This is a genomic window from uncultured Aquimonas sp. (assembly GCF_937888285.1).
Taxonomy (GTDB): domain Bacteria; phylum Pseudomonadota; class Gammaproteobacteria; order Xanthomonadales; family Xanthomonadaceae; genus Aquimonas.
This window is the reverse complement of the sequence record NZ_CALART010000024.1, coordinates 39,564-60,740: the sequence shown is the minus strand read 5'-3', so window position 1 is coordinate 60,740 and position 21,177 is coordinate 39,564. Positions and strand designations below refer to the sequence as shown.

Below are 21,177 nucleotides of genomic sequence, written 5' to 3'. Positions count from 1 at the left end.
TGGGCATTTGCGCGACGCGGATAGCGCGATGCTCAGCGGGCGCTGATCGGCGCGTAATCGCGCACGTTGGCGCCGGTGTAGATCTGGCGCGGGCGGCCGATCTTGGCTTCCGGATCGTTCTGCTGCTCGAGCCAGTGGCTGACCCAGCCGGCGGTGCGGGCGATCGCGAACATCACCGTGAACATCTCGGTCGGAATGTTCAGCGCCTTGTAGATCAGGCCCGAGTAGAAGTCGACGTTCGGGTAGAGCTTGCGGGCGACGAAGTAGTCGTCCTTCAGGGCAGCCTCTTCCAGCTTCATCGCCACCTCGAGCAGCGGATCGTTGACGCCGAGGTCGGCCAGCACCTTGTGGGTCATCTCGCGGATGATCGAGGCGCGCGGGTCGTAGTTCTTGTAGACGCGGTGGCCGAAGCCCATCAGGCGGAAGCCGGAGTTCTTGTCCTTCGCCTTCTCGACAGCCTTGGCGACATCCTCGGGGCGACCGATCTCCTCCAGCATCTTCAGCACTGCCTCGTTGGCACCGCCATGCGCCGGGCCCCACAGGGCGGCGATGCCGGCGGCCACGCAGGCATAGGGGTTGGCGCCGGTGGAGCCGACCAGGCGCACGGTCGAGGTCGAGGCGTTCTGCTCGTGGTCGGCGTGCAGGATGAACAGCAGATCCAGCGCCTTGGCGGCCACGGGCGGCAGCTCCAGCGGGCCCGAGGGGACCTCGAACATCATGTGCAGGAAGCGGTTGACGTACTCGAGGTTGTTGCGCGGATAGCGGTTGGGCCAGCCGATCGAATAGCGGTAGCAGGCGGCTGCAATGGTCGGCACCTTGGCGATCAGGCGGATCGCCGCCAGGCGACGCTGGGCCGGGTCTTCCATGTCCAGGCTGTCGTGGTAGAAGGCCGCGAGCGAGCCGATCATGCCGCACAGCATGGCCATCGGGTGCGCATCGTGGCGGAAGCCGCCGAGGAAGTTCTTCAGGGCCTCGTGCATCATCGTGTGATGCGTGACCTCGTGCTCGAAGCTCTTGAACTCGGCCGCGGTCGGCAGCTCGCCCTGCATCAGCAGGTAGGCGACCTCCAGGAAGCTCGAATGCTTGGCCAGCTGCTCGATGGGGTAGCCGCGGTACAGCAGCACGCCCTGATCACCGTCGATGTAGGTGATCGCGCTGCGGCAGCTGGCAGTGGCGACGAAGCCCGGATCATAGGTGAAGTAGCCTGTTTCCTTCGGCAGCTTGCCGATGTCGACGCAGGGCGCGCCGAGCGTGCCGCGCAGCAGGGGAAACTCGGCGCTCTTGCCGGCAGCGGAATCGGTGAGCGTGAGGCTCTGGCTCTCGGACACGGCTAACTCCTTGGTGCGTGTTATCTGGGGAGGAAATGCGGCGGCAACCGTCTCTGCGGAGCGCTCACACTGCAGCGGGCCTGCCCTGGGGGAGTCCCCGCGCATTCCCGACGCGCATGCAAGCAAGAGCTGGGCCCGAGTGCGGTGCGTGGCACGCATCCGGACGACGCCCGCGCATCAGGGCAGCGCTGTTGAAAGACCGTCGAAGTATGCCACGCAGGCCTGTGAGGGTCAGTCCAACTTTGGTGAAGCGCAGGGTCGCCTCAGCGCTGCGCAGGGCGCATTGGCCGGCTCCGGAAACGGCAACAGGCCCGGCAGCCGGAAGGCTGCCAGGCCTGGAGACGAAACCCTGTGGGGGGATTACTTCTGGGCGTAGCGGCGACGGAACTTGTCGATGCGGCCGCCGGTATCGACGATCTTCTGCTTGCCCGTGTAGAACGGGTGGGACTCAGCGGAGATTTCCACCTTGATCAGCGGATACTCCTGGCCGTCTTCCCACTTGATCGTCTCCTTGCTGGTCAGCGTGGAGCGGGTCAGGAAGGAGAAGTCGCAGGACACGTCCTGGAACACGACCGGATTGTACTTGGGGTGGATGTCGGCTTTCATGGCGCGGCCCGGAATTCGGCGAGACAAGAGCGGCATGGTAACGTTCGCCGCCGCCCCCTGCAAGTCACTCCTCGCATGCTGCCTCCAGGACCGAGCTGCGCATCCTTCCTCAAGGGCGCAAGTCTGCTGTTTCTACTCGGCTTAGCCGCCAGCGGCGCTCGCGCCGAGGATCCCGCCGCCCTGAAGACCCAGGTCCAGGAAACAGTGGGCCTGGAGGAATCCCAGCGCAGCGGCCTGCTGGCGAGCCTGGACGCGGCCCAGCAGAACCTGGGCGCGGCGACGCGAAAGCGCGCGGAAACCGAAGCACTGCGCGCCGCTGCGGCCGGTGCGGCGACCGAGGTCCAGCGACTTGAGCGCGAACTTGCCCGTGACGAATCGGCGGACATCGAGCGCAGTCGACGCCGGATCGACGCGCTCGACGACACCGAGTCGCTGGAACAGGAGTTGCGCGCGCTGCAGGCGCGCATCGAACCGCTGCGGCGCGAGCTGCAGGCCGTGACCGCGGCGCTGGACGCCAATGACACCGGCACGGGCGTCTCGCAGGTGCGCCTGCAGGAAAGCATCGATGCCTTGAGCCAACGGCTGGCGGAAACCACCGGCGATGGCGGCCTTGCCGATCGCGTCGGGCGCGAACAGATCGAGGCGGAACGCGAGCTGCGCCTCGCCGAATTCGAGCACGCGCAGGTGCGCGCCGAAACGATCGACACCCGACGCGCGCCGCTGCTGCTGCAGCAACGCCTGCTGCGTCGACAGCTGGAGATGCTGGAGCCGCTTGAGGCCCTGCTGCAGTCGAAGCTGGGCGAGCGGGGCGAGGCCGAGCTGGGCGCCCTGGAAGCGGCGCTGGCCGTGCAGCAGCTCGCGCTGGCGGAGGCACCGCGGCCTCTGGCCGATGCGGCGGCCGCCAACGTCGAGCTGGGTCGCACCTATGCCCAGGCCAACCGTCGATTGAGCGCGATGCGCGTGGACACGGCGACGCTGGCGCGCGAGCGCGAGCGCCTGCAGCGCGCACTGCGCGACGCAGAGTCGCGGGTTGCGCTGGGCGCAAGCGGCGAGGCAGTGGGCGCGGTGCTGCTGCGCGAGCGTCAGCGGCTTCCCCAGCCCGAGGTTCTGCGCCGGCAGATCGCCGAGCTGCGCGAGGAAGTGGTGCAGCTGCGGCTGCGCCTGCTCGATGTCGCGGACGCGGAGCCCAGGCTGGAAAGCCTGGCAAACGAGTTGAACGCGGCAGCCGCCGACGAAGAGCCGCCGCAGGCCGCCGGACTGCAGGGCGCGGCGGCGCCGACGCAGGATGTCCAAGCGCTGGTCCGCACCCGTGGCGATCTGCTGCGACGGCTCGACACCACCCTGCGCCGCCTGATCGAGAGGATCGAGCAGGCCGAAGTCACGCTGGAAGGCCAGCTCGAAGCCAGCCTGCAGCTCAAGGCCCTGCTGGATCGTCAGCTGTTCTGGATTCCCAGCCACCGCAGCGTCGATCTCGACTGGCTGCGCCAGCAGGGCGCTGGCTGGTCCGATCTGCTCAATCCGCCTCGCCTCGGCAGCAGCGTCGAACGCGTGCTGCACACCGTCTCCGAACGCTTCTGGTCGAGCCTCCTGGGCCTGCTGCTGGTGCTCGGGCTGTTCGTGCTGCAGCGGCGCGCGCGCGCGCGCCTGCCCGAGTTGGCACCGCCGCTGCGGCGCATTCGCGAGGACCGCTACGCGCTGACGTGGCAGGCACTGGGCTGGACCATCCTGGCTGCCCTGCCCTGGGCCGCGATGATCTGGCTCGGCGGCCGGCTGCTGCAGATCTCGGGCGAACCCGGTCGCTACACCCATTCGATCGGCATCGCGCTCGCGACCCTGACCGGCAGCATCGCCCTGTTCACCTTCCTGCGCTGGAGCCTGATCGAGCGCGGCCTGGTGCATGCGCACTTCCGCTGGACCCGGGCCCGCCGCGAAGCGCTGGCCACCGCGGTGCCGCGCGCAGCCTGGGTATTGCTGCCGGCGCAGCTGCTCAGCGTGCTGGCCCTGGTACGCGGACAGGACCTCGCCATCGACACCGCCGGACGCAGCTTGCTGATGCTGTTCGCGATCACCGGTGGTGGCTTGTTCTGGTGGCTGCTCGCGCCGGGCCGGCTATGGAGTCCGCGCGGCGGCGTGGTCGAGCCGGTGCGCCTGCGCCAGGCCCTGCGTATCGCCCTGGTCGCCCTGCTGCTGCTGATCCTCGCGCTGACGCTCAAGGGCTACGTGTTCACCGCTGGCGTGCTGGTGCGCTGCCTGTGGGAAACCGGCGGAGTGATGCTGGCGGTGTCCCTGCTGCACGGCCTGCTGAGCCGCTGGTTCCTGCTCGGCGAGCGCCGCCTCGCCCTGCAGCGCGCCGAGGCCCGTCGCGAGGCCGAGCGTGCAGATGGCGCGGACAGCAGCGACAGTGAGCTGCCGGTCGAGAGCGAGGCCGAGCAGATGGATATCCAGAGCATCAGCGCACAGACCCAGCGCCTGGTGCGAGCGGTCAGCGCCAGCGCCCTGGTGGTGCTGCTGTTCTGGGTGTGGGCGGACATCCTGCCGGCCCTGCAGCGGCTCGACGAGATCGCCCTGTGGAGCTTCTCGGACAAGGCCGCCGACGGCAGCGCCATCATTGGCCAGGTGTCGCTGCGTGCGGCCCTGATCGGCGCCGCCGCCCTGCTGCTGACCGTGGTGGCCGCACGCAACCTGCCCGGCCTGCTGGAGATCGGCCTGCTGAACCGCGTGCACATCGACGCGCCGACCCGCTATGCGATCACCACCCTGGCGCGCTACGCGATCGTGATCGTCGGCGTGCTGCTGGGCCTGTCCTTCCTCGGCATGCGCTGGTCGCAGCTGCAGTGGATGGCGGCGGCGCTGACGGTCGGCCTGGGCTTCGGCCTGCAGGAGATCTTCGCCAACTTCGTGTCGGGCCTGATCCTGCTGTTCGAGCGGCCCTTCCGGGTCGGCGACATCATCACCATCGGCGAGTTCACCGGCCGGGTCACCCGCATCCGCACGCGAGCCACCACCATCCTCGACTTCGACAACAAGGAAGTGGTGATCCCGAACAAGGCCTTCATCACCGACCGCCTGACCAACTGGACGCTGAGCGACTCGATGACGCGGCTGATCGTCAAGGTCGGCGTAGCCTACGGCAGCGATGTCGCGCAGGTGCACCGCCTGCTGCTGAAGGCCGCTGCCGAGTGCCCGCACATCACCTCCGAGCCTCCGCCGCGCACCTGGCTGATGGCCTTTGGCCCCAGCTCGCTCGACTTCGAGCTGCGCGTGTTCGTGCCTTCGATCGATCTGCGCCTGCTGGCGCAGAGCGACCTGCATGGTCGCGTCGCCACCCTGCTGGCCGAACAGGGCATCGAGATCGCGTTCCCGCAGATGGACCTGCACGTGCGCGATCTGCCGGCCGCGCTGGCCGAGGGTCGCCGCTCATCGAACGATGAGCGGCCGGAGGCTCCGGCGGTCTGAGCCGCAAAGCCCGCGCCGGCCCTCAGGCGTCGAGCCCGATCGCCCTCCGCAGCAGGACCTGCAGGCGCTGCGGATCGATACGGCCGACGATGGCGGCGTTCGGGCCGCGCGGGTCGCGGCTGTCCCAGTCGACGCGGGTGGCGCCGCGGTACAGGCCCTGCGCCACTTCGACCTCGATGCGGCGCAGGCGCACCTCGCTGCCGATCTCGGGCTCCAGCACCACCGCCATCGCCAGCGCGTCGGCGCTGTGGAAGGTGTCGGCGTGGTGGGCGCGAATGAAGGCGCGGGTCTGCGCCGAGATCATGTCGTAGAAGCGGGCGAGCTCGCCGCCCTCGGCCAGCCAGCGGCCGAACTGCTCGTCCGGCATGGCGTGCGCCAGGGTTGCCTCCCAGTCGACCAGCTCGAAGGCCGGCCAGGCGTCGAACACCACCTTGGCCGCTTCGGGATCGAAGTAGATGTTGAACTCGGCGCTGGGCGTGATGTTGCCGAGGCCCGTCACCGCTGCGCCCATCACCACCAGGCGTGGAATCCGCTCCGGCAGCGAAGGATCGAGGCGCAAGGCCAGCGCCAGATTGGTCAGCGGCCCCAGCGTCACCAGGGTGAGTTCGCCCGCGTATTCGCGCGAGAGCCGCAGGATCGCCTGCACCGCGTGTTCGCTCTGCGCCGCCCGGGTGGGTGCCTCAAGACCGGCATCGCCGAAGCCATCGCTGCCGTGCACATAGGCGGCATCGACGGCCGGCCATACCAACGGCCGATCGGCGCCGACGAACACCGGCACCTCCAGCCCGCAGCGCTCGACCAGGGTCAGCGCGTTGCGGGTGGTGTGCGTGAGGCCGACGTTGCCGGCGGTGACGGTGATGCCCACCACCTCGGCGCGCGGATGGCGCAGGGCCATCAGCAGGGCGAGGGCGTCATCCACGCCGGGGTCGGTGTCGATCAGAAGCTTCTGCTTGGTGGTCACTGGGTTCTCGATGTGAGCGGTTCGAAATCGTTGGCGTCGGCGATGGGCCGACCGGCGGATGGGAGTGGCTTGGCCAAGGCTGCAGAGTTGACCGGGGCGAGTGTCATGGCCCTGGTGGGCCAGGGCCCACCGCCAGACATTACGTCAGGGTGGGCCAGGGCCCACCGCCAGACATTACGTCAGGGTGGGCCAGGGCCCACCCTAAGCACCTGCATAACGGACGGCGGCGCCGATCCAGCGGGCGATCACGCGGTCGGCGCGCTCGGGGCTGTCGGCGAGCAGCGCGTCGGCAAGCCGCTGCGCAGCCGGCAGCAGGTCGGCATCACGACCAAGGTCGGCGATGCGGAAACCGACGAGGCCGGTCTGGCGGGTGCCCAGCAGTTCGCCCGGGCCGCGCAGTTCGAGATCCTTTTCGGCGATGACGAAGCCGTCGTTGGTCTGGCGCAGGGTGTCGAGGCGCTCGCGCGCCAACCGCGACAGCGGCGACTGGTACAGCAGCACGCAGCTCGATTTGGCCGCACCGCGGCCGACCCGGCCGCGCAGCTGGTGCAGCTGGGCCAGGCCCAGCCGTTCGGCGTTCTCGATCACCATCAGGCTGGCGTTCGGCACGTCGACGCCGACCTCGATCACCGTGGTCGCGACCAGTAGCTGGAGCTCGCCGGCCTTGAAGGCCTGCATCACCGCCTGCTTCTCGGCCGGCTTCATGCGCCCGTGCACCAGCGCGACGCGCACCTCGGGCAGCTGCGCCAGCAGCTGCTCGTAGGTGGTCTGCGCGGCCTGTGCCTGCACCTCGTCGCTGTCCTCTATCAGGGTGCAGACCCAGTACACCTGGCGCCCTTCGGCGCAGGCCGCGCGGATGCGCTCGACCAGCTCGGGCCGGCGCTCCACGCCCAGCGCCACCGTCTGCACCGGCGTGCGCCCGGGCGGCAGGGCGTCGATCACCGAGACATCGAGGTCCGCATAGGCAGTCATCGCCAGCGTGCGCGGGATCGGCGTGGCGGTCATCACCAGCTGGTGCGGGATGCGGCTGCCGACCAGGCCCTTGTCGCGCAGGGCGAGGCGCTGGTGCACGCCGAAGCGGTGCTGCTCGTCGATGATGGCGAGCCCGAGGCCGGCGAAGGCCACGCCCTCCTGCATCAGCGCGTGCGTGCCGACAACCACGCCGGCGCCTTCCGCAATGCGCGCGAGCGCGGCCGAGCGCGCGCGACCCTTGACCTTGCCGGCCAGCCAGACGACCTCCACGCCCAACGGTTCCAGCCAGCCGCGGAAGTTGTTGAAGTGCTGCTCGGCCAGCAGTTCGGTCGGCGCCATCAGCGCCACCTGGGCGCCGGCCTCCACCGCGTGCAGGCCCGCCATCGCCGCGACCACGGTCTTGCCGGAGCCGACGTCGCCCTGCACCAGTCGCAGCATGGGCTCGCTGGCGCCGAGGTCCTGCAGCACCTCGCCCAGCACGCGCTCCTGCGCATCGGTGAGTGCGAAGGGCAGATGTGCGCGCAGGCTTCGGGCCAAGCGACCGCTCGCGCGCAGCGGCGGCGCGCCCTGCTGGCGCAGGTCGACGCGCTGGCGCCGCAGGCTCAGGTGATGGGCGAGCAACTCCTCCAGCGCCAGACGGCGCCGCGCCGGATGGCGGCCGTCGCTGAGTGCGGCGAGATCGGTGCCGACCGTGGGCGCATGCACGAAGCGCAGGGCGCGACCGAGGTCGGGCAGCTTGAGCTCGGCGCGCAGGCCTGCGGGCAGCAGCTCGAACTCCTCCGACGGCGGCAGCGCGTCGATGGCCGCGTGCACCAGCTGGGCGAGCCGCGCCGGGCCGATGCCCTCGACCGTCGGATAGACCGGGTCGAGCCTTTCCGAGACTTCGCCGCGCTCGGATTCGCTGATCCGCCGATAGCTGGGGTGAACCATCTCCATCGACAGGCCGGAATTGCGCGCCTCGCCGTAGCAGCGCACCCAGGCGCCGTGCGTGAACTGCGCGACCTGGCCGGCGTGGAAGTGGAAGAAGCGCAGCACCAGGGTGTCGCCGCTGTCGTCGCTGATCGCGACCTTCAGCTGCGGACGGAAGCGGAAGCCCTTCTCCACCGCTTCGACGCGGCCCTCGACCATGGCCCTCTCGCCGTGGGCGAGGCTGGCGATCGGCGCGACGCGGGTGCGGTCCTCGTAGCTGCGCGGCAGCCAGAACCACAGGTCCTGCAGGCGCTCGATGCCCGCGGCCGCGAGCTTCTGCGCGACCTGCGGGCCGACGCCCGGCAGGCCGCGCACGCTGGCCTCGCCGGCATGCGCGATGCCCTGCCGCGCGGCGAGGCTGTTCATGGCTTGAACAGGAGGCCCGGGCTCAGCCGAGCACCATCACCGCGTCGACCTCGACCGCCGCGCCGCGCGGCAGCGCCGAGACGCCGATGGTCGAGCGCGCCGGGTAGGGCGCCTCGAAGTATTCGGCCATCACCGCGTTGACGGTGGCGAAATGGCCGAGGTCGGTGAGGTAGATGCCGATGCGGGCGACGTCGGCCAGCGAGCCGCCGGCGGCCTCGCAGACGGCCTTCAGGTTCTCGAACACGCGACGGGTCTGGAAGGCGATGTCGCCCAGCACCAGCTCGCCGGTGTTGGCCGACAGCGGGATCTGGCCGGAAAGGAAGACCAGGTTGCCGCAGCGCACGGCCTGCGAGTACGGGCCAATGGCGGCGGGCGCCTTGTCGGAGTGGATGGCATTGCGGGGCATGGGCGCTCCTTGCGTCGCGGGATTCGGGGATGAAGATGGAGAAGCGGCGGCGCTACAGGCGCTGGATGCCCAGCACCACGTCCAGCTTGCGCACGCGCCGCATCACGTCGGCCAGATGCTTGCGGTGCTTCACCTCGATGCCGAAGTGCATCACCGCCATGCGCAGGTCGCGCTCCTGGTATTCGACGTTGTCGATATTCGATTCGGCTTCGGCGATCGCCGCTGCGACCTGGGCAAGCACGCCGGGCTTGTTCAGCACCTCGACGCGCAGGCCGGCGCGGAAGTCGCCTTCGACCTCGCGGTCCCAGTCGACCGGCACCCAGCGCTCCGGGCTCTTCTGCAGCTCGGGCAGGTTCGGGCACTCCATGCGGTGCACGACCACCCCTTTGCCCGATGACAGATAGCCCATGATCTCGTCGCCCGGCAGCGGCCGGCAGCAGGCGGCAAAGCTGAGCAGACCGTGGCCGGCGCCGCTGATGTGGATCTTCTCCAGCCGCGGGGTCGAGCGACGCTCCCCGGGGCGGCGACCCTCGGTCAGCGCCAGCGCCACCTGCTGGGGCATGCGGTTGCCGAGCGCGATGTCGGCGAGCAGGTCTTCCAGCCGGCGCAGGCGATTGTCCTGAAGGTAGTGGTCGAGTACCGCCGGCGGCACCCGCTCCAGCGAGGCCTCGATGGCGTCGAGCGCGGCTTCGAGCATGCGGTGACCGAGCTCGACGGCATCCTCGTGCTGCAGGCGCTTCAGGTGGTGGCGGATCGCCGTGCGGGCGCGCGAGGACACCACGAACTCCAGCCACTGCGGGTTTGGCACAGCGGAAGGCGCGGTGATGACCTCGACCGTCTGGCCGCTGGTCAGGCGCGTGCGCAGCGGGGCGAGCTTCTTGTCGATGCGCGAGGCCACCGCGCGGTTGCCGACGTCGGTGTGCACTGCGTAGGCGAAGTCGAGCACGGTCGCACCGCGCGGCAGGGCGAAGATGCGACCCTTGGGCGAGAAGATGTAGACCTCGTCCGGGAACAGGTCGACCTTGACGTTCTCCAGGAACTCCAGCGAGCTGCCGGCGTCCTGCTGCGATTCCAGCAGCTCGGAGAGCCAGGCGCGCGCGCGGTTCTGGGCGTTGTTGTTGCTGTTCTGCGAGGCGTCGGTCTTGTACAGCCAGTGCGCGGCGATGCCGCGCTCGGCCAGCAGGTCCATGTCCTCGGTGCGGATCTGCACCTCGACGTGCGAGCCGTAGGGGCTGAACAGCACCGTGTGCAGGCTCTGGTAGCCATTCGCCTTGGGAATCGCGATGAAGTCGCGGAAGCGCGCCTCGACCGGCTTGTACAGGGCGTGCACCGCGCCCAGGGCGTGGTAGCACTGCATGGTCTGCTCGACCACCACGCGGAAGCCGAATACGTCCATCACCCGCTCGAAGCGCTTGCCGCGCGCTTCGCCGGAGCGCGGTTTGTACTCGTGGCGCATCTTGTTGTAGACGCTGTGCGGCGTTTTCACCCGGCTGACCAGGCGGTGCTTCAGGCCTTCCTGCTTGAGCTTCTGCGAGAGCGCGGCCTCGATCGTGGCCATCGCCTCGCGACGCATCACCGGCTGCTGCGCGATGCGTCGCGCGATCACCGCGTGTCGCCAGGGATGCATGGCGCGGAAGCCCAGGTCCTGCAGCTCGGACTTGATCCGGTTCATGCCCAGGCGCTGGGCGATGGGCGCGTAGATGTCCAGGGTTTCGCGGGCGATGCGGCGGCGCGACTCCGCCGACATCGAGCCGATCGTGCGCATGTTGTGCAGGCGGTCGGCGAGCTTGATCAGGATCACCCGCAGGTCGCGGGCCATGGCCAGCAGCATCTTGCGGAAGCTCTCGGCCATCGCCTCGTTGCGATCGCGGAAGCTCAGCTTGTCGAGCTTGGTGACGCCGTCGACCAGTTCGGCCACGGCTTCGCCGAACTCGCCCGAGATCGCCTCGCGGCCGAGCTGGGTGTCTTCCAGCGCATCGTGCAGGATCGCCGCGCACAGGGTTTCGACGTCCATGCCGAGCTCGGCGAGGATGCCGGCCACCGCCAGCGGATGGGTGATGTAGGGCTCACCACTCTTGCGGGTCTGGCCGTCATGCGCCACGGCACCAACGTGGTAGGCGCGCTTGACCGTGGGGATCTGCTCGGCCGGCAGGTAGGGGCGCAGCTTGACCAGGAGGGCCTCGATGGCCTCCGGACACGGGTCGAAGGGCGCGTCAGCGCTGGCTAGGGCAGAAGGGGGCATGACGCGAGCCTAAACAGCGCCCGACCCGGCGGCAAGCGCGCTGGCGCAAGCGTTTGGGGCCGGTTCGGGCAGGAATTCCCTGGCGCGGGCCAAGCTGCAGCCTCGGGCGAGCGCACCCGGACACCCAGGACCGACCGAGGACGACGGATTCCGAAAACGCCAACGGCCCCACGCGGGGGCCGTTGCAGTGCCTCGGTGCCGGACCGGCTTAGAGGTCGTCGCCGCCCTTGGACAGGTCGTCATCGACTTCGGCCGCGGCCCAGGCCAGGGCTTCACGCTCGGCGCGCTCGCGCTCGGCCTTCTCCACCGCCTCGATGGTGGCGATGTCGATGCGGCGGGCGGCGATTTCGCGCAGGGCCAGCACGGTCGGCTTGTCTTCCGGGTCCTGCAGGCCCAGCTGGTTGTCGGCACCGTTGGCCAGCTGACGGGCGCGGCGCGAGGCCATCACCACCAGCTCGAAGCGGTTGTTCACGACGGCGAGGCAATCTTCAACGGTGATACGGGCCATGGCGGACCGGCTCCGGGAATTCAAACAAGAGCGGAAGGATAGCCCCGCTGGACGCCAGCAGGCAAGTTCAGGCCAGCAGCGCCCGGATCAAGCCTGCCTGCCGGCGCGCCTGCTCGGTGCGGCGCAGGCGGTGGGATCGGACGATGGCGCAGAGGTCTTCCAGCGCACGCTCGAAGCTGTCGTTGACGATCAGGTAGTCGAAGTCGTCGAGGTGGGCGATCTCCTCGCGCGAGTTCTCCAGCCGCTTGAGAATCGTCTCCTCGCTGTCCTGGGCGCGGCCGCGCAGGCGGCGTTCGAGTTCCTCGCGCGAGGGCGGCAGGATGAACACGCTGACGCAGTCGGGCACCAGGGCGCGCACCTGGCGCGCGCCCTGGTAATCGATCTCCAGCAGCACGTCGCGGCCCTGCTTCAGCGGCTCCTCGACGGTGTGGCGGGCGGTGCCCTTCAAGTCGCCGTGCACGACCGCGTGCTCGAAGAACTCGCCGCGCGCGACCATGCCTTCGAAAGCCTCGCGACTGACGAAGTGGTAGTGCGCGCCTTCGGTCTCGCCGGGGCGCGGGCCACGCGAGGTGTAGGAGATCGACAGCTGGATATCCGGCTCGCGTGCGAGCAGGGCGTTGACCAGGCTGGACTTGCCGGCGCCCGACGGCGCCGCGACGATGTAGAGCGAGCCGCTCATTCGATGTTCTGCACCTGTTCGCGCAACTGTTCGATCAGCACCTTCAGCTCGACCGAAGCCGCGCTGGAGCGCGCGTCGATCGACTTCGAGCCCAGCGTATTGGCCTCGCGGTTGAACTCCTGCAGCAGGAAGTCGAGCCGGCGCCCCACCGCCTCGCGGCTGGCCAGCGTGCGGCGCATCTCGGCGATGTGCGCGCCCAGCCGGTCGAGTTCCTCGTCGACATCAATCTTCTGCAGCTGCAGCACCAGCTCCTGCTCCAGCCGGCCCGGATCCAGCGGCTGCTTCAGGTCGGCGATGCGCGCGTCCAGACGCGCGCGGAGCGCGGTGCGAATTTCGGGCAGCGCCATCTTGACCTCGGCGACGATGCGCTCGATGCCGTCGAGGCGCTCGCGCATGGCGGCGGCGAGTGCTGCGCCCTCGCGCTCGCGGGCGGCGACGAAGTCATCGAGCACCGCATCCATCAGCGCCAGGCATTCGGCCTGCAAGCCCTCGGCATCCACTTCGGCCTGCTCGATCAGGCCGGGCTGGCGCAGCAGCTCGGTGAACTCGACCTTGAAGCCGGGAAAGCGGCCCGACATCTCCAGCGCCAGTGCGCTCAGCTGGTCCAGCACCTGCGGATTGAGCTTGAGACCCTCGCTGCTGGCGGCTGCGCGCAGGCGGAAGCCGACATCGACCTTGCCGCGGGCGATGCGCTGGGCCAGCTTCTCGCGCAGCGCCGGCTCCAGCCCGCGCAGCTCTTCGGAGAGGCGGAAACCGGGCTCCAGGAAACGGTGATTGACCGCGCGGACCTCGCAGGCCAGCGTGCCGAACGCGGTGGCGCGCTCGCCCGAGGCGTAGGCCGTCATGCTGCGGATCGATGCGGCGGTGCGTGCGCTCATGCGGCAACTCTCGGGATTGGAACAGGCGATGCGCCGGTGGCGCGCGCGGCTCGCAGCGGGATCGAGGCCACGGCGGCAGCCGGGGCGCGGGGAGGGCGATGGTAAACTGCGCGGCCGCCGTTAAGAAGCAGCCCCCATGACTGATGTTGTCCGGCCCTCCGGCCGCCGTTTCGACGCCCTCCGCGAGATCCGCATCGAAACCGGCTTCACCCGGCACGCCGAGGGCTCGGTGCTGATCAGCGTCGGCGACACCCGCGTGCTCTGCAACGCCACGGTCGAGAACCGCGTGCCGGGCTTCCTGCGCGGCAAAGGCGAGGGCTGGGTCACCGCCGAGTACTCGATGCTGCCGCGCGCCACCAAGGAGCGCACCCAGCGCGAGGCCAGCGCCGGGCGGATCGGCGGGCGCACCCATGAGATCCAGCGCCTGATCGGCCGCAGCCTGCGCGCCTGCGTCGATCGCGCGGCACTGGGCGAACGCACCATCACGCTGGACTGCGACGTGCTGCAGGCTGACGGCGGCACCCGCTGCGCCGCGATCACCGGGGCCTACGTGGCCCTGGCGCTGGCCTGCCGGAAGCTGGAGAAGCGCGGCGACATCACGCGCAGCCCGATCCACGGCGCCATCGCCGCGGTCTCGGTGGGCGTCTATCGCGGCGCGCCGGTGCTGGATCTCGACTACGCCGAGGACAGCGACTGCGACACCGACATGAACGTGGTGATGAACGACGGCGGCGGCTTCATCGAGGTCCAGGGCACGGCCGAGGGCCACGCCTTCCGTCGCTCGGAACTCGACGGCCTGCTCGATCTCGCCGCCTCCGGCGTGCAGGGCCTGATCGGCTTCCAGCGCGCCGCACTCGACGCGGCCTGAGGCCATGCAGAAGCTCGTCCTGGCCAGCGGCAACGCCGGCAAGCTGCGCGAGTTCCGCGAGATTCTCGCACCGCACGGCTTCGAGCTGATCGCCCAGGGCGAGCTTGGCATCCCCGACCCTGACGAGACCGGACTCAGCTTCGTCGAGAACGCCCTGCTGAAGGCGCGACATGCGAGCGAAGCTTCCGGCCTGCCGGCGCTGGCCGACGACTCGGGCCTCTGCGTCGATGCACTCGGCAGCGCGCCTGGGCTGTATTCGGCGCGCTACGCCGGCGCGCATGGCGACCATGCGGCCAACATCAGGAAACTGCTGGGCGAACTCGCCAGCCGCGACGACAGCGAACGCGGCGCCTTCTTCATCAGCGTGATCGCACTCATCCGCCACCCGCTCGACCCCGCCCCGCTGATCGCACAGGGCCGCTGGCAGGGCCGTATCCTGCACGCCCCGCGCGGCAGCGGCGGCTTCGGCTATGACCCGGTCTTCCTCGACCCGGACTCCGGCCTTTCGGCGGCCGAACTGGAGCCCGCGCAGAAGCACCGCATCAGCCACCGCGGCAGGGCCGTGGCGGAGTTGCTGAAGGCCCTGCAGCACCGCGACTGAGGCGGCTCCACGCACCGCAGCTGCCGTCGTGCGGAAACGCCCGCACATGGCCGCCCGGAATATGCCCCTTGGTAGTTTGACGCGTCGCACAAGGGTGTGATTGTGTGGGGGTCCGGCCGCCCACGGTGGGCGCCGTGGACCGCGCCAGCACCATCCCCCGGGGGCAGCAAGCGTATGAGCGGAATCGAGCATCAGGCGCCGCAGGGTCTGTTTGACCCACGGCTGGAACACGACGGTTGCGGCTTCGGCCTGATCGCGCATCTTGACGATGCGCCCAGCCGCGAGATCGTCGATCTCGGCCTGAGCGCGCTTTCGCGCATGACCCATCGCGGTGCCGTCGCCGCCGACGGTGAATCCGGCGACGGCTGCGGCCTGCTGATCCGCCGCCCGGAAGCCTTCATCCGCGCGCTGGCCGAGGACCACGGCTTCTCGCTGGCGCCGCTGGCCACCGCCGGCCTGGTATTCCTGCCGATCGACGAGACGCTGGCCGCGCGTTGCCGCAGCGAGCTGCAGGCGCAGCTGGAGAAGGTCGGCTCGCGCATCGCCGGCTGGCGACAGGTGCCGATCAATCCACAGGCCGCGGGCCCGCTGGCGCGGGAACGCCTGCCGCGGATCGAGCAGGTGTTCGTGAATGCCGATCGCGGCGAGGATGCCGCCGGTTTCCAGCGTGGCCTGTACATGGCACGTCGTCGGGCCGAGATGGCGCTGGTGGAGGTCAGCGACTTCCACGTGGTGACGCTGGCCGAGCACAGCCTGGGCTACAAGGGCATGGTGATGCCCGAGCGCCTGCGCGAGTTCTATCCGGATCTCTCGCATCCGCGGCTGGCGAGTTCGGCGGTGGTCTTCCACCAGCGCTTCTCGACCAACACCATGCCGCGCTGGGCCCTGGCCCAGCCCTTCCGCTTCCTCGCCCACAACGGCGAGATCAACACCATCCGCGGCAACCGTTTCTGGGCGCGCGCCCGCGGCGCGCGAATGCGCTCGCCCTTCGTCGACTTCCGCGAGTTCAAGCCGCTGGTCAGCCAGGACAGCTCGGACTCGGCCAGCCTCGACAACATGCTGGAGGTGCTGCTGACCGGTGGCATGGACCTGCTGCAGGCCATGCGCATCCTGATCCCGCCGGCCTGGCAGAACGTCGACGGCATGGACCCGGACCTGCGCGCCTTCTACGAATACTTCGCCCTGCACATGGAGCCCTGGGACGGGCCGGCCGGCATCGTCGTCGCCGACAGCCGCTACGCCGCCTGCGCGCTCGACCGCAACGGCCTGCGCCCGGCGCGCTGGGCGCTGTCCAAGGACCGCATGCTGGTGGTGGCCTCCGAGGCCGGCGTGGTCGACTGGCCGGCCCGCGACATCGTCGCCAAGGGTCGTCTCGGCCCCGGCGAAATGCTGGCGGTGGACCTGCACCGCGGCGAGTTCCTCGACACCGCGCGCATCGACCAGATCAACCGCGAGCGCGCGCCCTTCAAGCGCTGGCTGAAGCAGGGCGTGCGCTATCTCGAAACCGACCTGATCGACCCCAGCCTCGCCGCCGAGCCGATGCCGCGAGAGGAGCTGCTGCGCCACCAGAAGATGTTCAACCTCTCGGCCGAAGAGCGCGACACCGTGCTCAAGGTGCTGGCCGAAACCGAAGGCGAGGCCATCGGCTCGATGGGCGACGACACGCCCCTGCCGCTGCTGTCGACCCGCGTGCGCTCGCTCTACGACGCCTTCCGCCAGGCCTTCGCCCAGGTCACCAACCCGCCCATCGACAGCTATCGCGAGAAGCTGGTGATGAGCCTGCACACCCAGATCGCGCGCGAGAGCAACCTGTTCGAACTGAACCCCGCCTACGCGCGCCAGGTGATGATCAATTCGCCGGTGCTGTCGCAGCGCAAGTTCCTGCAGATCCTGGCCCTGCGCGAGGAAGGCGTGGGCTCGGTGGTGATCGATCTCAACTACGCCCAAGCCGAGGGCCTCGATGCGGCGCTGGCGCGCTGCTGCAGGCTGGCTGAAGACGCCGTGCGCGAAGGCAAGCTGCTGGTGGTGCTGTCGGACCGCGCAATCCGCGAAGGTCATCTGCCCATCCACGCCCTGCTGGCGGTGGGCGCGGTGCACCAGCACCTGGTCGCCTGCGGCCTGCGCTCGGACTGCAACCTGCTGGTCGAAACCGCGACCGCCCGCGACCCGCACCACTTCGCCTGCCTGATCGGCTACGGCGCGACGGCGGTGTATCCCTACCTCGCCTTCCAGACCATCTTCGATCTCGCCCGCAGCGGCGACTCGGACTCGCGGCTGGCACAGCACCGCGAGCTCGGCCGCAGCTACCGCCGCGGCATTCGCAACGGCCTGCTCAAGATCCTGTCGAAGATGGGCATCAGCACGGTGGCGAGCTACCGCGGCGCGGCCCTGTTCGAGATCGTCGGCCTGTCCAACGACGTGGTCGCGCGCTGCTTCGCCGGCACGCCCAGTCGCGTCGGCGGCCCGGGTTTCGCCGACATCGAGGCCGACCAGCAGCAGCTCGCCGAGCGCGCCTGGAACACCGGCTTCGGGCTGGAGGCCGGCGGCCTGTTCAAGTACATGCACGGCGGCGAGTACCACGCCTTCAACCCGGACGTGGTCGGCGCCCTGCAGGTCGCCACGCTGACCGGCGAACACGAGGACTGGCTGAAGTACGCGAAGCTGGTGAACGAACGCGAGCCGTCCATGCTGCGCGACCTGCTGGAGCCCGATTTCGAGGGCGCCACGCCGATTGCGCTGGACGAGGTCGAACCGGCGTCCGCGATGTTCAAGGCCTTCGATTCGGCCGGCATGAGCTTGGGCGCGCTCTCGCCCGAGGCGCATGAAGCGCTGGCGATCGCGATGAACCGGCTCGGCGGGCGCAGCAACTCCGGCGAGGGCGGCGAGGACCCGGCGCGCTACGGCACCGAGAAAACCTCGCGCATCAAGCAGGTCGCCTCCGGCCGCTTCGGCGTCACCCCGGAGTACCTGGTCAATGCCGACGTGCTGCAGATCAAGGTGGCGCAGGGGGCCAAGCCCGGCGAGGGTGGCCAGCTGCCCGGCCACAAGGTCAACGAGCTGATCGCGCGGCTGCGCTACGCAAAGCCCGGCATCGGCCTGATCAGCCCGCCGCCGCACCACGACATCTACTCGATCGAAGACCTGGCCCAGCTGATCTACGACCTGAAGCAGATCAACCCGACCGCCCTGGTCTCGGTGAAGCTGGTCAGCCACGCCGGCGTCGGCACGATTGCCGCCGGCGTGGCCAAGGCCGGCGCCGATCTGATCACCGTCAGCGGCTACGACGGCGGCACCGGCGCCAGCCCGCTGACCTCGATCAAGTACGCCGGCGGCCCCTGGGAATTGGGCCTCACCGAAGCGCATCACGCGCTGCGTGCGAACGGCCTGCGCGACCGCATCATCCTGCAGACCGACGGCGGTCTGAAGACCGGCCTGGACGTGCTGAAGGCAGCGCTGCTGGGCGCCGACAGCTTCGGCTTCGGCACCGCGCCGATGATCGCGCTGGGCTGCAAGTACCTGCGCATCTGCCATCTCAACAACTGCGCCACCGGCGTGGCCACCCAGCACCACGTGCTGCGCGCCAAGCACTTCAAGGGCATGCCCGAACAGGTGATGGCCTACTTCATCGGCGTGGTCGAGGAGCTGCGTGGCTACATGGCGCGGCTCGGCATCCGCACGCTGGCCGAGCTGACCGGCCGCAGCGACCTGCTGCGTCCGCGACCGAACACCGACGCGCGTCGCCAGCGCATCGACCTGCGGCCGATCCTGGCGCCGCCACCGAACCCGCCGGCAGCGTCCTGCGCACCGGGGCGCCCCACGAAGGATCCCGATGACTTCCACCAGCGCCTGCTGGCCGAGGTCGGCCCGGCGATCGAAGCGGGCACGGGCGGTCGCTTCAGCTACCCGGTGCGCAATGTGCACCGCTCGGTCGGCACCGCGCTGTCGGGCCTGATCGCGCGCCGCCACGGCAATACCGCGATGGCGGCCAACCCGGTGCGGCTGGACCTGTCCGGCAGCGTCGGCCAGAGCTTCGGCGCCTTCAACGCCGGTGGCCTGGAGCTGCACCTGACCGGCGAGGCCAACGACTACGTCGGCAAGGGCATGGCGGGCGGCCTGATCACGGTGCGGCCGCCCGATGACGCGCGCTATCTGGCGCGCAAGTCGGCCATCCTCGGCAACACCTGCCTGTACGGCGCCACCGGCGGCGATCTGTTCGCGGCTGGAACGGCGGGCCAGCGCTTCGCGGTGCGCAACTCCGGCGCCACCGCCGTGGTGGAAGGTGCGGGCGACCACTGCTGCGAGTACATGACCGGCGGCGTGGTCGCAGTGCTGGGCAGCACGGGGCTGAACTTCGGCGCCGGCATGACCGGCGGCTTCGCCTACGTGCTCGATATCGACCGCAGCTTCGTCGACCGCTACAACCACGAGCTGATCGACTTGAACCGCATCACCCTGGAAGGCCTGGAGGCACATCTGCAGCACCTGCGAGGCCTGATCGAGCGCCACCGCGTGCTCACCGGCAGCACCCTGGCGGCAGAGGTGCTCGACGACTTCCGCGGCTTCCTGCCGCGCTTCTGGCTGGTCAAGCCCAAGGCCGCGGGCCTCGATTCGCTCATCAACGCGCTGCGGAGGGCTGCCTGATGAAGCGCGATCCCATGCATTTCCTGAGCTCCGGCCGCCGCATGCCGGCCGAGGTGCCGGTCAAGCTGCGCATCCTCGACGGCCGCGAGATCTACGGCCAGTACGAAGCCGCCGACGCCGCCGACCAGGCGGCGCGCTGCCTGGACTGCGGCAACCCCTATTGCGAGTGGAAGTGTCCGGTCCACAACTACATTCCGAACTGGCTGGAGCTGATCCGCGAAGGTCGCCTGTTCGAGGCCGCCGAGCTCTCGCATTCGACCAATCCGCTGCCCGAGATCTGCGGCCGCGTCTGCCCGCAGGACCGTTTGTGCGAAGGCGCCTGCACGCTCAATGAGGACTTCGGCGCGGTCACCATCGGCAGCATCGAGAAGTACATCACCGACACCGCTCTCGCGCAGGGCTGGCGGCCGGATCTCTCCGGCGTGGTCCCTTCCGGCAAGCGCGTCGCCGTGATCGGCGCGGGGCCTGCGGGCCTCGCCTGCGCCGACGTGCTGGCGCGGCAGGGCATCTCTGCCGTTGTGTTCGATCGGCACCCGGAGATCGGCGGCCTGCTGAGCTTCGGCATTCCGCCTTTCAAGCTGGACAAGGAGGTCGTGCGCACGCGCCGACAGGTGCTGGAGGGCATGGGCATCGAGTTCCGCCTGGGCGTGGACGTCGGCCGCGATGTCAGCTTCGATCAGCTGGTGGATGAGTTCGACGCGGTCTTCTTGGGCCTTGGCACCTACACAGCGGTCGACGGTGGCCTGCCGGGTCTGGACCTCGACGGCGTGGTGCCCGCCCTTCCCTACCTGATCAGCAACGGCCGCCATGCGCTGGGCATCGACCCCGAGCCGCCGCGCCTGTGGGGCAAGCACGTGATCGTGCTGGGCGGCGGCGATACCGCCATGGACTGCAACCGCACCGCGATCCGCCAGGGCGCAGCCTCGGTGTCCTGCGTCTACCGCCGCGACGAGGACGACATGCCCGGCAGCCGCCGCGAGGTCGTCAAGGCCAAGGAAGAAGGCGTCAACTTCCTGTTCCGCCTGCAGCCCAAGGCGATTCTTGGCGATGACGAGAATCGAGTGCGCGCGGTGCAGGTGGTCGAGACCCGGCTGGGCCCGCCCGATGCCAAGGGCCGCCGCCAGTTCGAGGAGATCCCCGGCAGCGAGCGCGAGATCGCCGCCGACCAGGTGATGGTGGCCTTCGGCTTCACGCCCAGCCCGCCGGAGTGGCTGGGCAAGCACGGCGTTACGCTGCAGAACAACGGGCGCGTGCGCGTGGCCGAGGCCGGCGCCCTGCCCTTCCAGACCGCGAATGCCAAGATCTTCGCCGGCGGCGACATGGTGCGCGGCGCGGACCTGGTCGTTACGGCGGTGTACGAAGGCCGCGAGGCGGCGAAGTCGATCGCGCGCAGCCTGGGGGTGGCGGCGTTGGCGAGTGCCTGAGCGTAGGACGCGCGCCGGCACTTGTTCGTGGCGTGGGGCGTGGGGCGTTTTGGAGGCCATGGTGGGCCAGGGCCTACCCTGTGGGCTCCGGGCAGCCCTCCGCGTTCCGACCGCACTCCCGATTCGCACGCCGGAGCCGAATTCGATGGGCTGGCGCAGCGGACGCGCCTACGGGCTCCGACAGGCCCGAGGGGGTCTGACAACATCTCTCGGGAAGGCAGCACCGGCGCGCCCGGTTCGCGCTTGCCTATACTGTCGCCCCACATGACAGC

At 69.7% G+C, this 21,177-nt stretch carries 14 protein-coding genes; 5 read left to right on the top strand and 9 right to left on the bottom strand.

Going from position 1 to position 21,177, the window contains the following annotated elements; translation table 11 throughout:
- Positions 1-32: 32 nt before the first annotated feature.
- Positions 33-1,328: a citrate synthase gene (locus Q0654_RS07120; RefSeq protein WP_298852102.1), complete on the bottom strand. Its 1,296-nt coding sequence runs from the start codon at positions 1,326-1,328 to the stop codon at positions 33-35.
- Positions 1,329-1,688: 360 nt separating this feature from the next.
- Positions 1,689-1,934 carry a type B 50S ribosomal protein L31 gene (locus Q0654_RS07115; protein ID WP_298852100.1) on the bottom strand — a complete coding sequence of 82 codons (246 nt, stop codon included), beginning with the start codon at positions 1,932-1,934 and terminating at the stop codon, positions 1,689-1,691.
- 75 nt (positions 1,935-2,009) lie between these two features.
- On the opposite strand from Q0654_RS07115, the gene Q0654_RS07110 reads away from it, so the two are divergent.
- Positions 2,010-5,390: a mechanosensitive ion channel domain-containing protein gene (locus tag Q0654_RS07110; protein WP_298852098.1), complete on the top strand. Its 3,381-nt coding sequence runs from the start codon at positions 2,010-2,012 to the stop codon at positions 5,388-5,390.
- A gap of 22 nt (positions 5,391-5,412) precedes the next feature.
- Here Q0654_RS07110 and Q0654_RS07105 read toward each other — a convergent pair whose 3' ends face one another.
- From Q0654_RS07105 to Q0654_RS07075, 7 genes are all read right to left on the bottom strand, one after another.
- Positions 5,413-6,351 (bottom strand): nucleoside hydrolase, encoded by a 939-nt coding sequence (locus Q0654_RS07105; protein ID WP_298852095.1) that lies wholly within the window; start codon positions 6,349-6,351, stop codon positions 5,413-5,415.
- Positions 6,352-6,552: 201 nt separating this feature from the next.
- Positions 6,553-8,658 carry an ATP-dependent DNA helicase RecG gene (gene recG, locus Q0654_RS07100; RefSeq protein ID WP_298852093.1) on the bottom strand — a complete coding sequence of 702 codons (2,106 nt, stop codon included), beginning with the start codon at positions 8,656-8,658 and terminating at the stop codon, positions 6,553-6,555.
- 22 nt (positions 8,659-8,680) lie between these two features.
- Positions 8,681-9,064, bottom strand: a complete 384-nt coding sequence (locus Q0654_RS07095; protein ID WP_298852089.1) for a RidA family protein — start codon at positions 9,062-9,064, stop codon at positions 8,681-8,683.
- Between the two features lie 52 nt (positions 9,065-9,116).
- Positions 9,117-11,306 (bottom strand): bifunctional (p)ppGpp synthetase/guanosine-3',5'-bis(diphosphate) 3'-pyrophosphohydrolase, encoded by a 2,190-nt coding sequence (locus tag Q0654_RS07090; RefSeq protein WP_343230125.1) that lies wholly within the window; start codon positions 11,304-11,306, stop codon positions 9,117-9,119.
- 208 nt (positions 11,307-11,514) lie between these two features.
- Positions 11,515-11,814, bottom strand: a complete 300-nt coding sequence (gene rpoZ, locus Q0654_RS07085; RefSeq protein ID WP_091245114.1) for a DNA-directed RNA polymerase subunit omega — start codon at positions 11,812-11,814, stop codon at positions 11,515-11,517.
- A gap of 67 nt (positions 11,815-11,881) precedes the next feature.
- Positions 11,882-12,493 (bottom strand): guanylate kinase, encoded by a 612-nt coding sequence (gmk, locus tag Q0654_RS07080; RefSeq protein WP_298852080.1) that lies wholly within the window; start codon positions 12,491-12,493, stop codon positions 11,882-11,884.
- Positions 12,490-13,338 (bottom strand): YicC/YloC family endoribonuclease, encoded by an 849-nt coding sequence (locus Q0654_RS07075; protein ID WP_298852152.1) that lies wholly within the window; start codon positions 13,336-13,338, stop codon positions 12,490-12,492. Before Q0654_RS07075 ends, gmk begins: the two co-directional genes overlap by 4 nt.
- Before the next feature lie 169 nt (positions 13,339-13,507).
- Here Q0654_RS07075 and rph point away from each other — a divergent pair, with 169 nt between their 5' ends.
- From rph to Q0654_RS07055, 4 genes are all read left to right on the top strand, one after another.
- Positions 13,508-14,239: a ribonuclease PH gene (gene rph, locus Q0654_RS07070; RefSeq protein ID WP_298852075.1), complete on the top strand. Its 732-nt coding sequence runs from the start codon at positions 13,508-13,510 to the stop codon at positions 14,237-14,239.
- Positions 14,240-14,243: 4 nt separating this feature from the next.
- A complete protein-coding gene (gene rdgB, locus Q0654_RS07065) occupies positions 14,244-14,840 on the top strand; it encodes an RdgB/HAM1 family non-canonical purine NTP pyrophosphatase (RefSeq protein WP_298852073.1) in 597 nt (198 codons plus the stop codon).
- A 174-nt stretch (positions 14,841-15,014) separates the two neighbouring features.
- The gene (gene gltB, locus Q0654_RS07060) at positions 15,015-19,481 is read left to right on the top strand and encodes a glutamate synthase large subunit (RefSeq protein ID WP_298852071.1); all 4,467 of its coding nucleotides are present in this window, start codon (positions 15,015-15,017) and stop codon (positions 19,479-19,481) included.
- Positions 19,481-20,905 carry an FAD-dependent oxidoreductase gene (locus Q0654_RS07055; protein ID WP_298852070.1) on the top strand — a complete coding sequence of 475 codons (1,425 nt, stop codon included), beginning with the start codon at positions 19,481-19,483 and terminating at the stop codon, positions 20,903-20,905. Before gltB ends, Q0654_RS07055 begins: the two co-directional genes overlap by 1 nt.
- Positions 20,906-21,177: the final 272 nt, after the last annotated feature.

What these genes read in the sequence shown, in the direction of transcription:
- Q0654_RS07115 (WP_298852100.1), bottom strand. Translation starts at nt 1,934, where the DNA reads ATGAAAGCCGACATCCACCCCAAGTACAATCCGGTCGTGTTCCAGGAC.
- Q0654_RS07110 (WP_298852098.1), top strand. Translation starts at nt 2,010, where the DNA reads ATGCTGCCTCCAGGACCGAGCTGCGCATCCTTCCTCAAGGGCGCAAGT.
- recG (WP_298852093.1), bottom strand. Translation starts at nt 8,658, where the DNA reads ATGAACAGCCTCGCCGCGCGGCAGGGCATCGCGCATGCCGGCGAGGCC.
- Q0654_RS07095 (WP_298852089.1), bottom strand. Translation starts at nt 9,064, where the DNA reads ATGCCCCGCAATGCCATCCACTCCGACAAGGCGCCCGCCGCCATTGGC.
- Q0654_RS07090 (WP_343230125.1), bottom strand. Translation starts at nt 11,306, where the DNA reads ATGCCCCCTTCTGCCCTAGCCAGCGCTGACGCGCCCTTCGACCCGTGT.
- rpoZ (WP_091245114.1), bottom strand. Translation starts at nt 11,814, where the DNA reads ATGGCCCGTATCACCGTTGAAGATTGCCTCGCCGTCGTGAACAACCGC.
- gmk (WP_298852080.1), bottom strand. Translation starts at nt 12,493, where the DNA reads ATGAGCGGCTCGCTCTACATCGTCGCGGCGCCGTCGGGCGCCGGCAAG.
- Q0654_RS07075 (WP_298852152.1), bottom strand. Translation starts at nt 13,338, where the DNA reads ATGACGGCCTACGCCTCGGGCGAGCGCGCCACCGCGTTCGGCACGCTG.
- rph (WP_298852075.1), top strand. Translation starts at nt 13,508, where the DNA reads ATGACTGATGTTGTCCGGCCCTCCGGCCGCCGTTTCGACGCCCTCCGC.
- rdgB (WP_298852073.1), top strand. Translation starts at nt 14,244, where the DNA reads ATGCAGAAGCTCGTCCTGGCCAGCGGCAACGCCGGCAAGCTGCGCGAG.
- gltB (WP_298852071.1), top strand. Translation starts at nt 15,015, where the DNA reads ATGAGCGGAATCGAGCATCAGGCGCCGCAGGGTCTGTTTGACCCACGG.
- Q0654_RS07055 (WP_298852070.1), top strand. Translation starts at nt 19,481, where the DNA reads ATGAAGCGCGATCCCATGCATTTCCTGAGCTCCGGCCGCCGCATGCCG.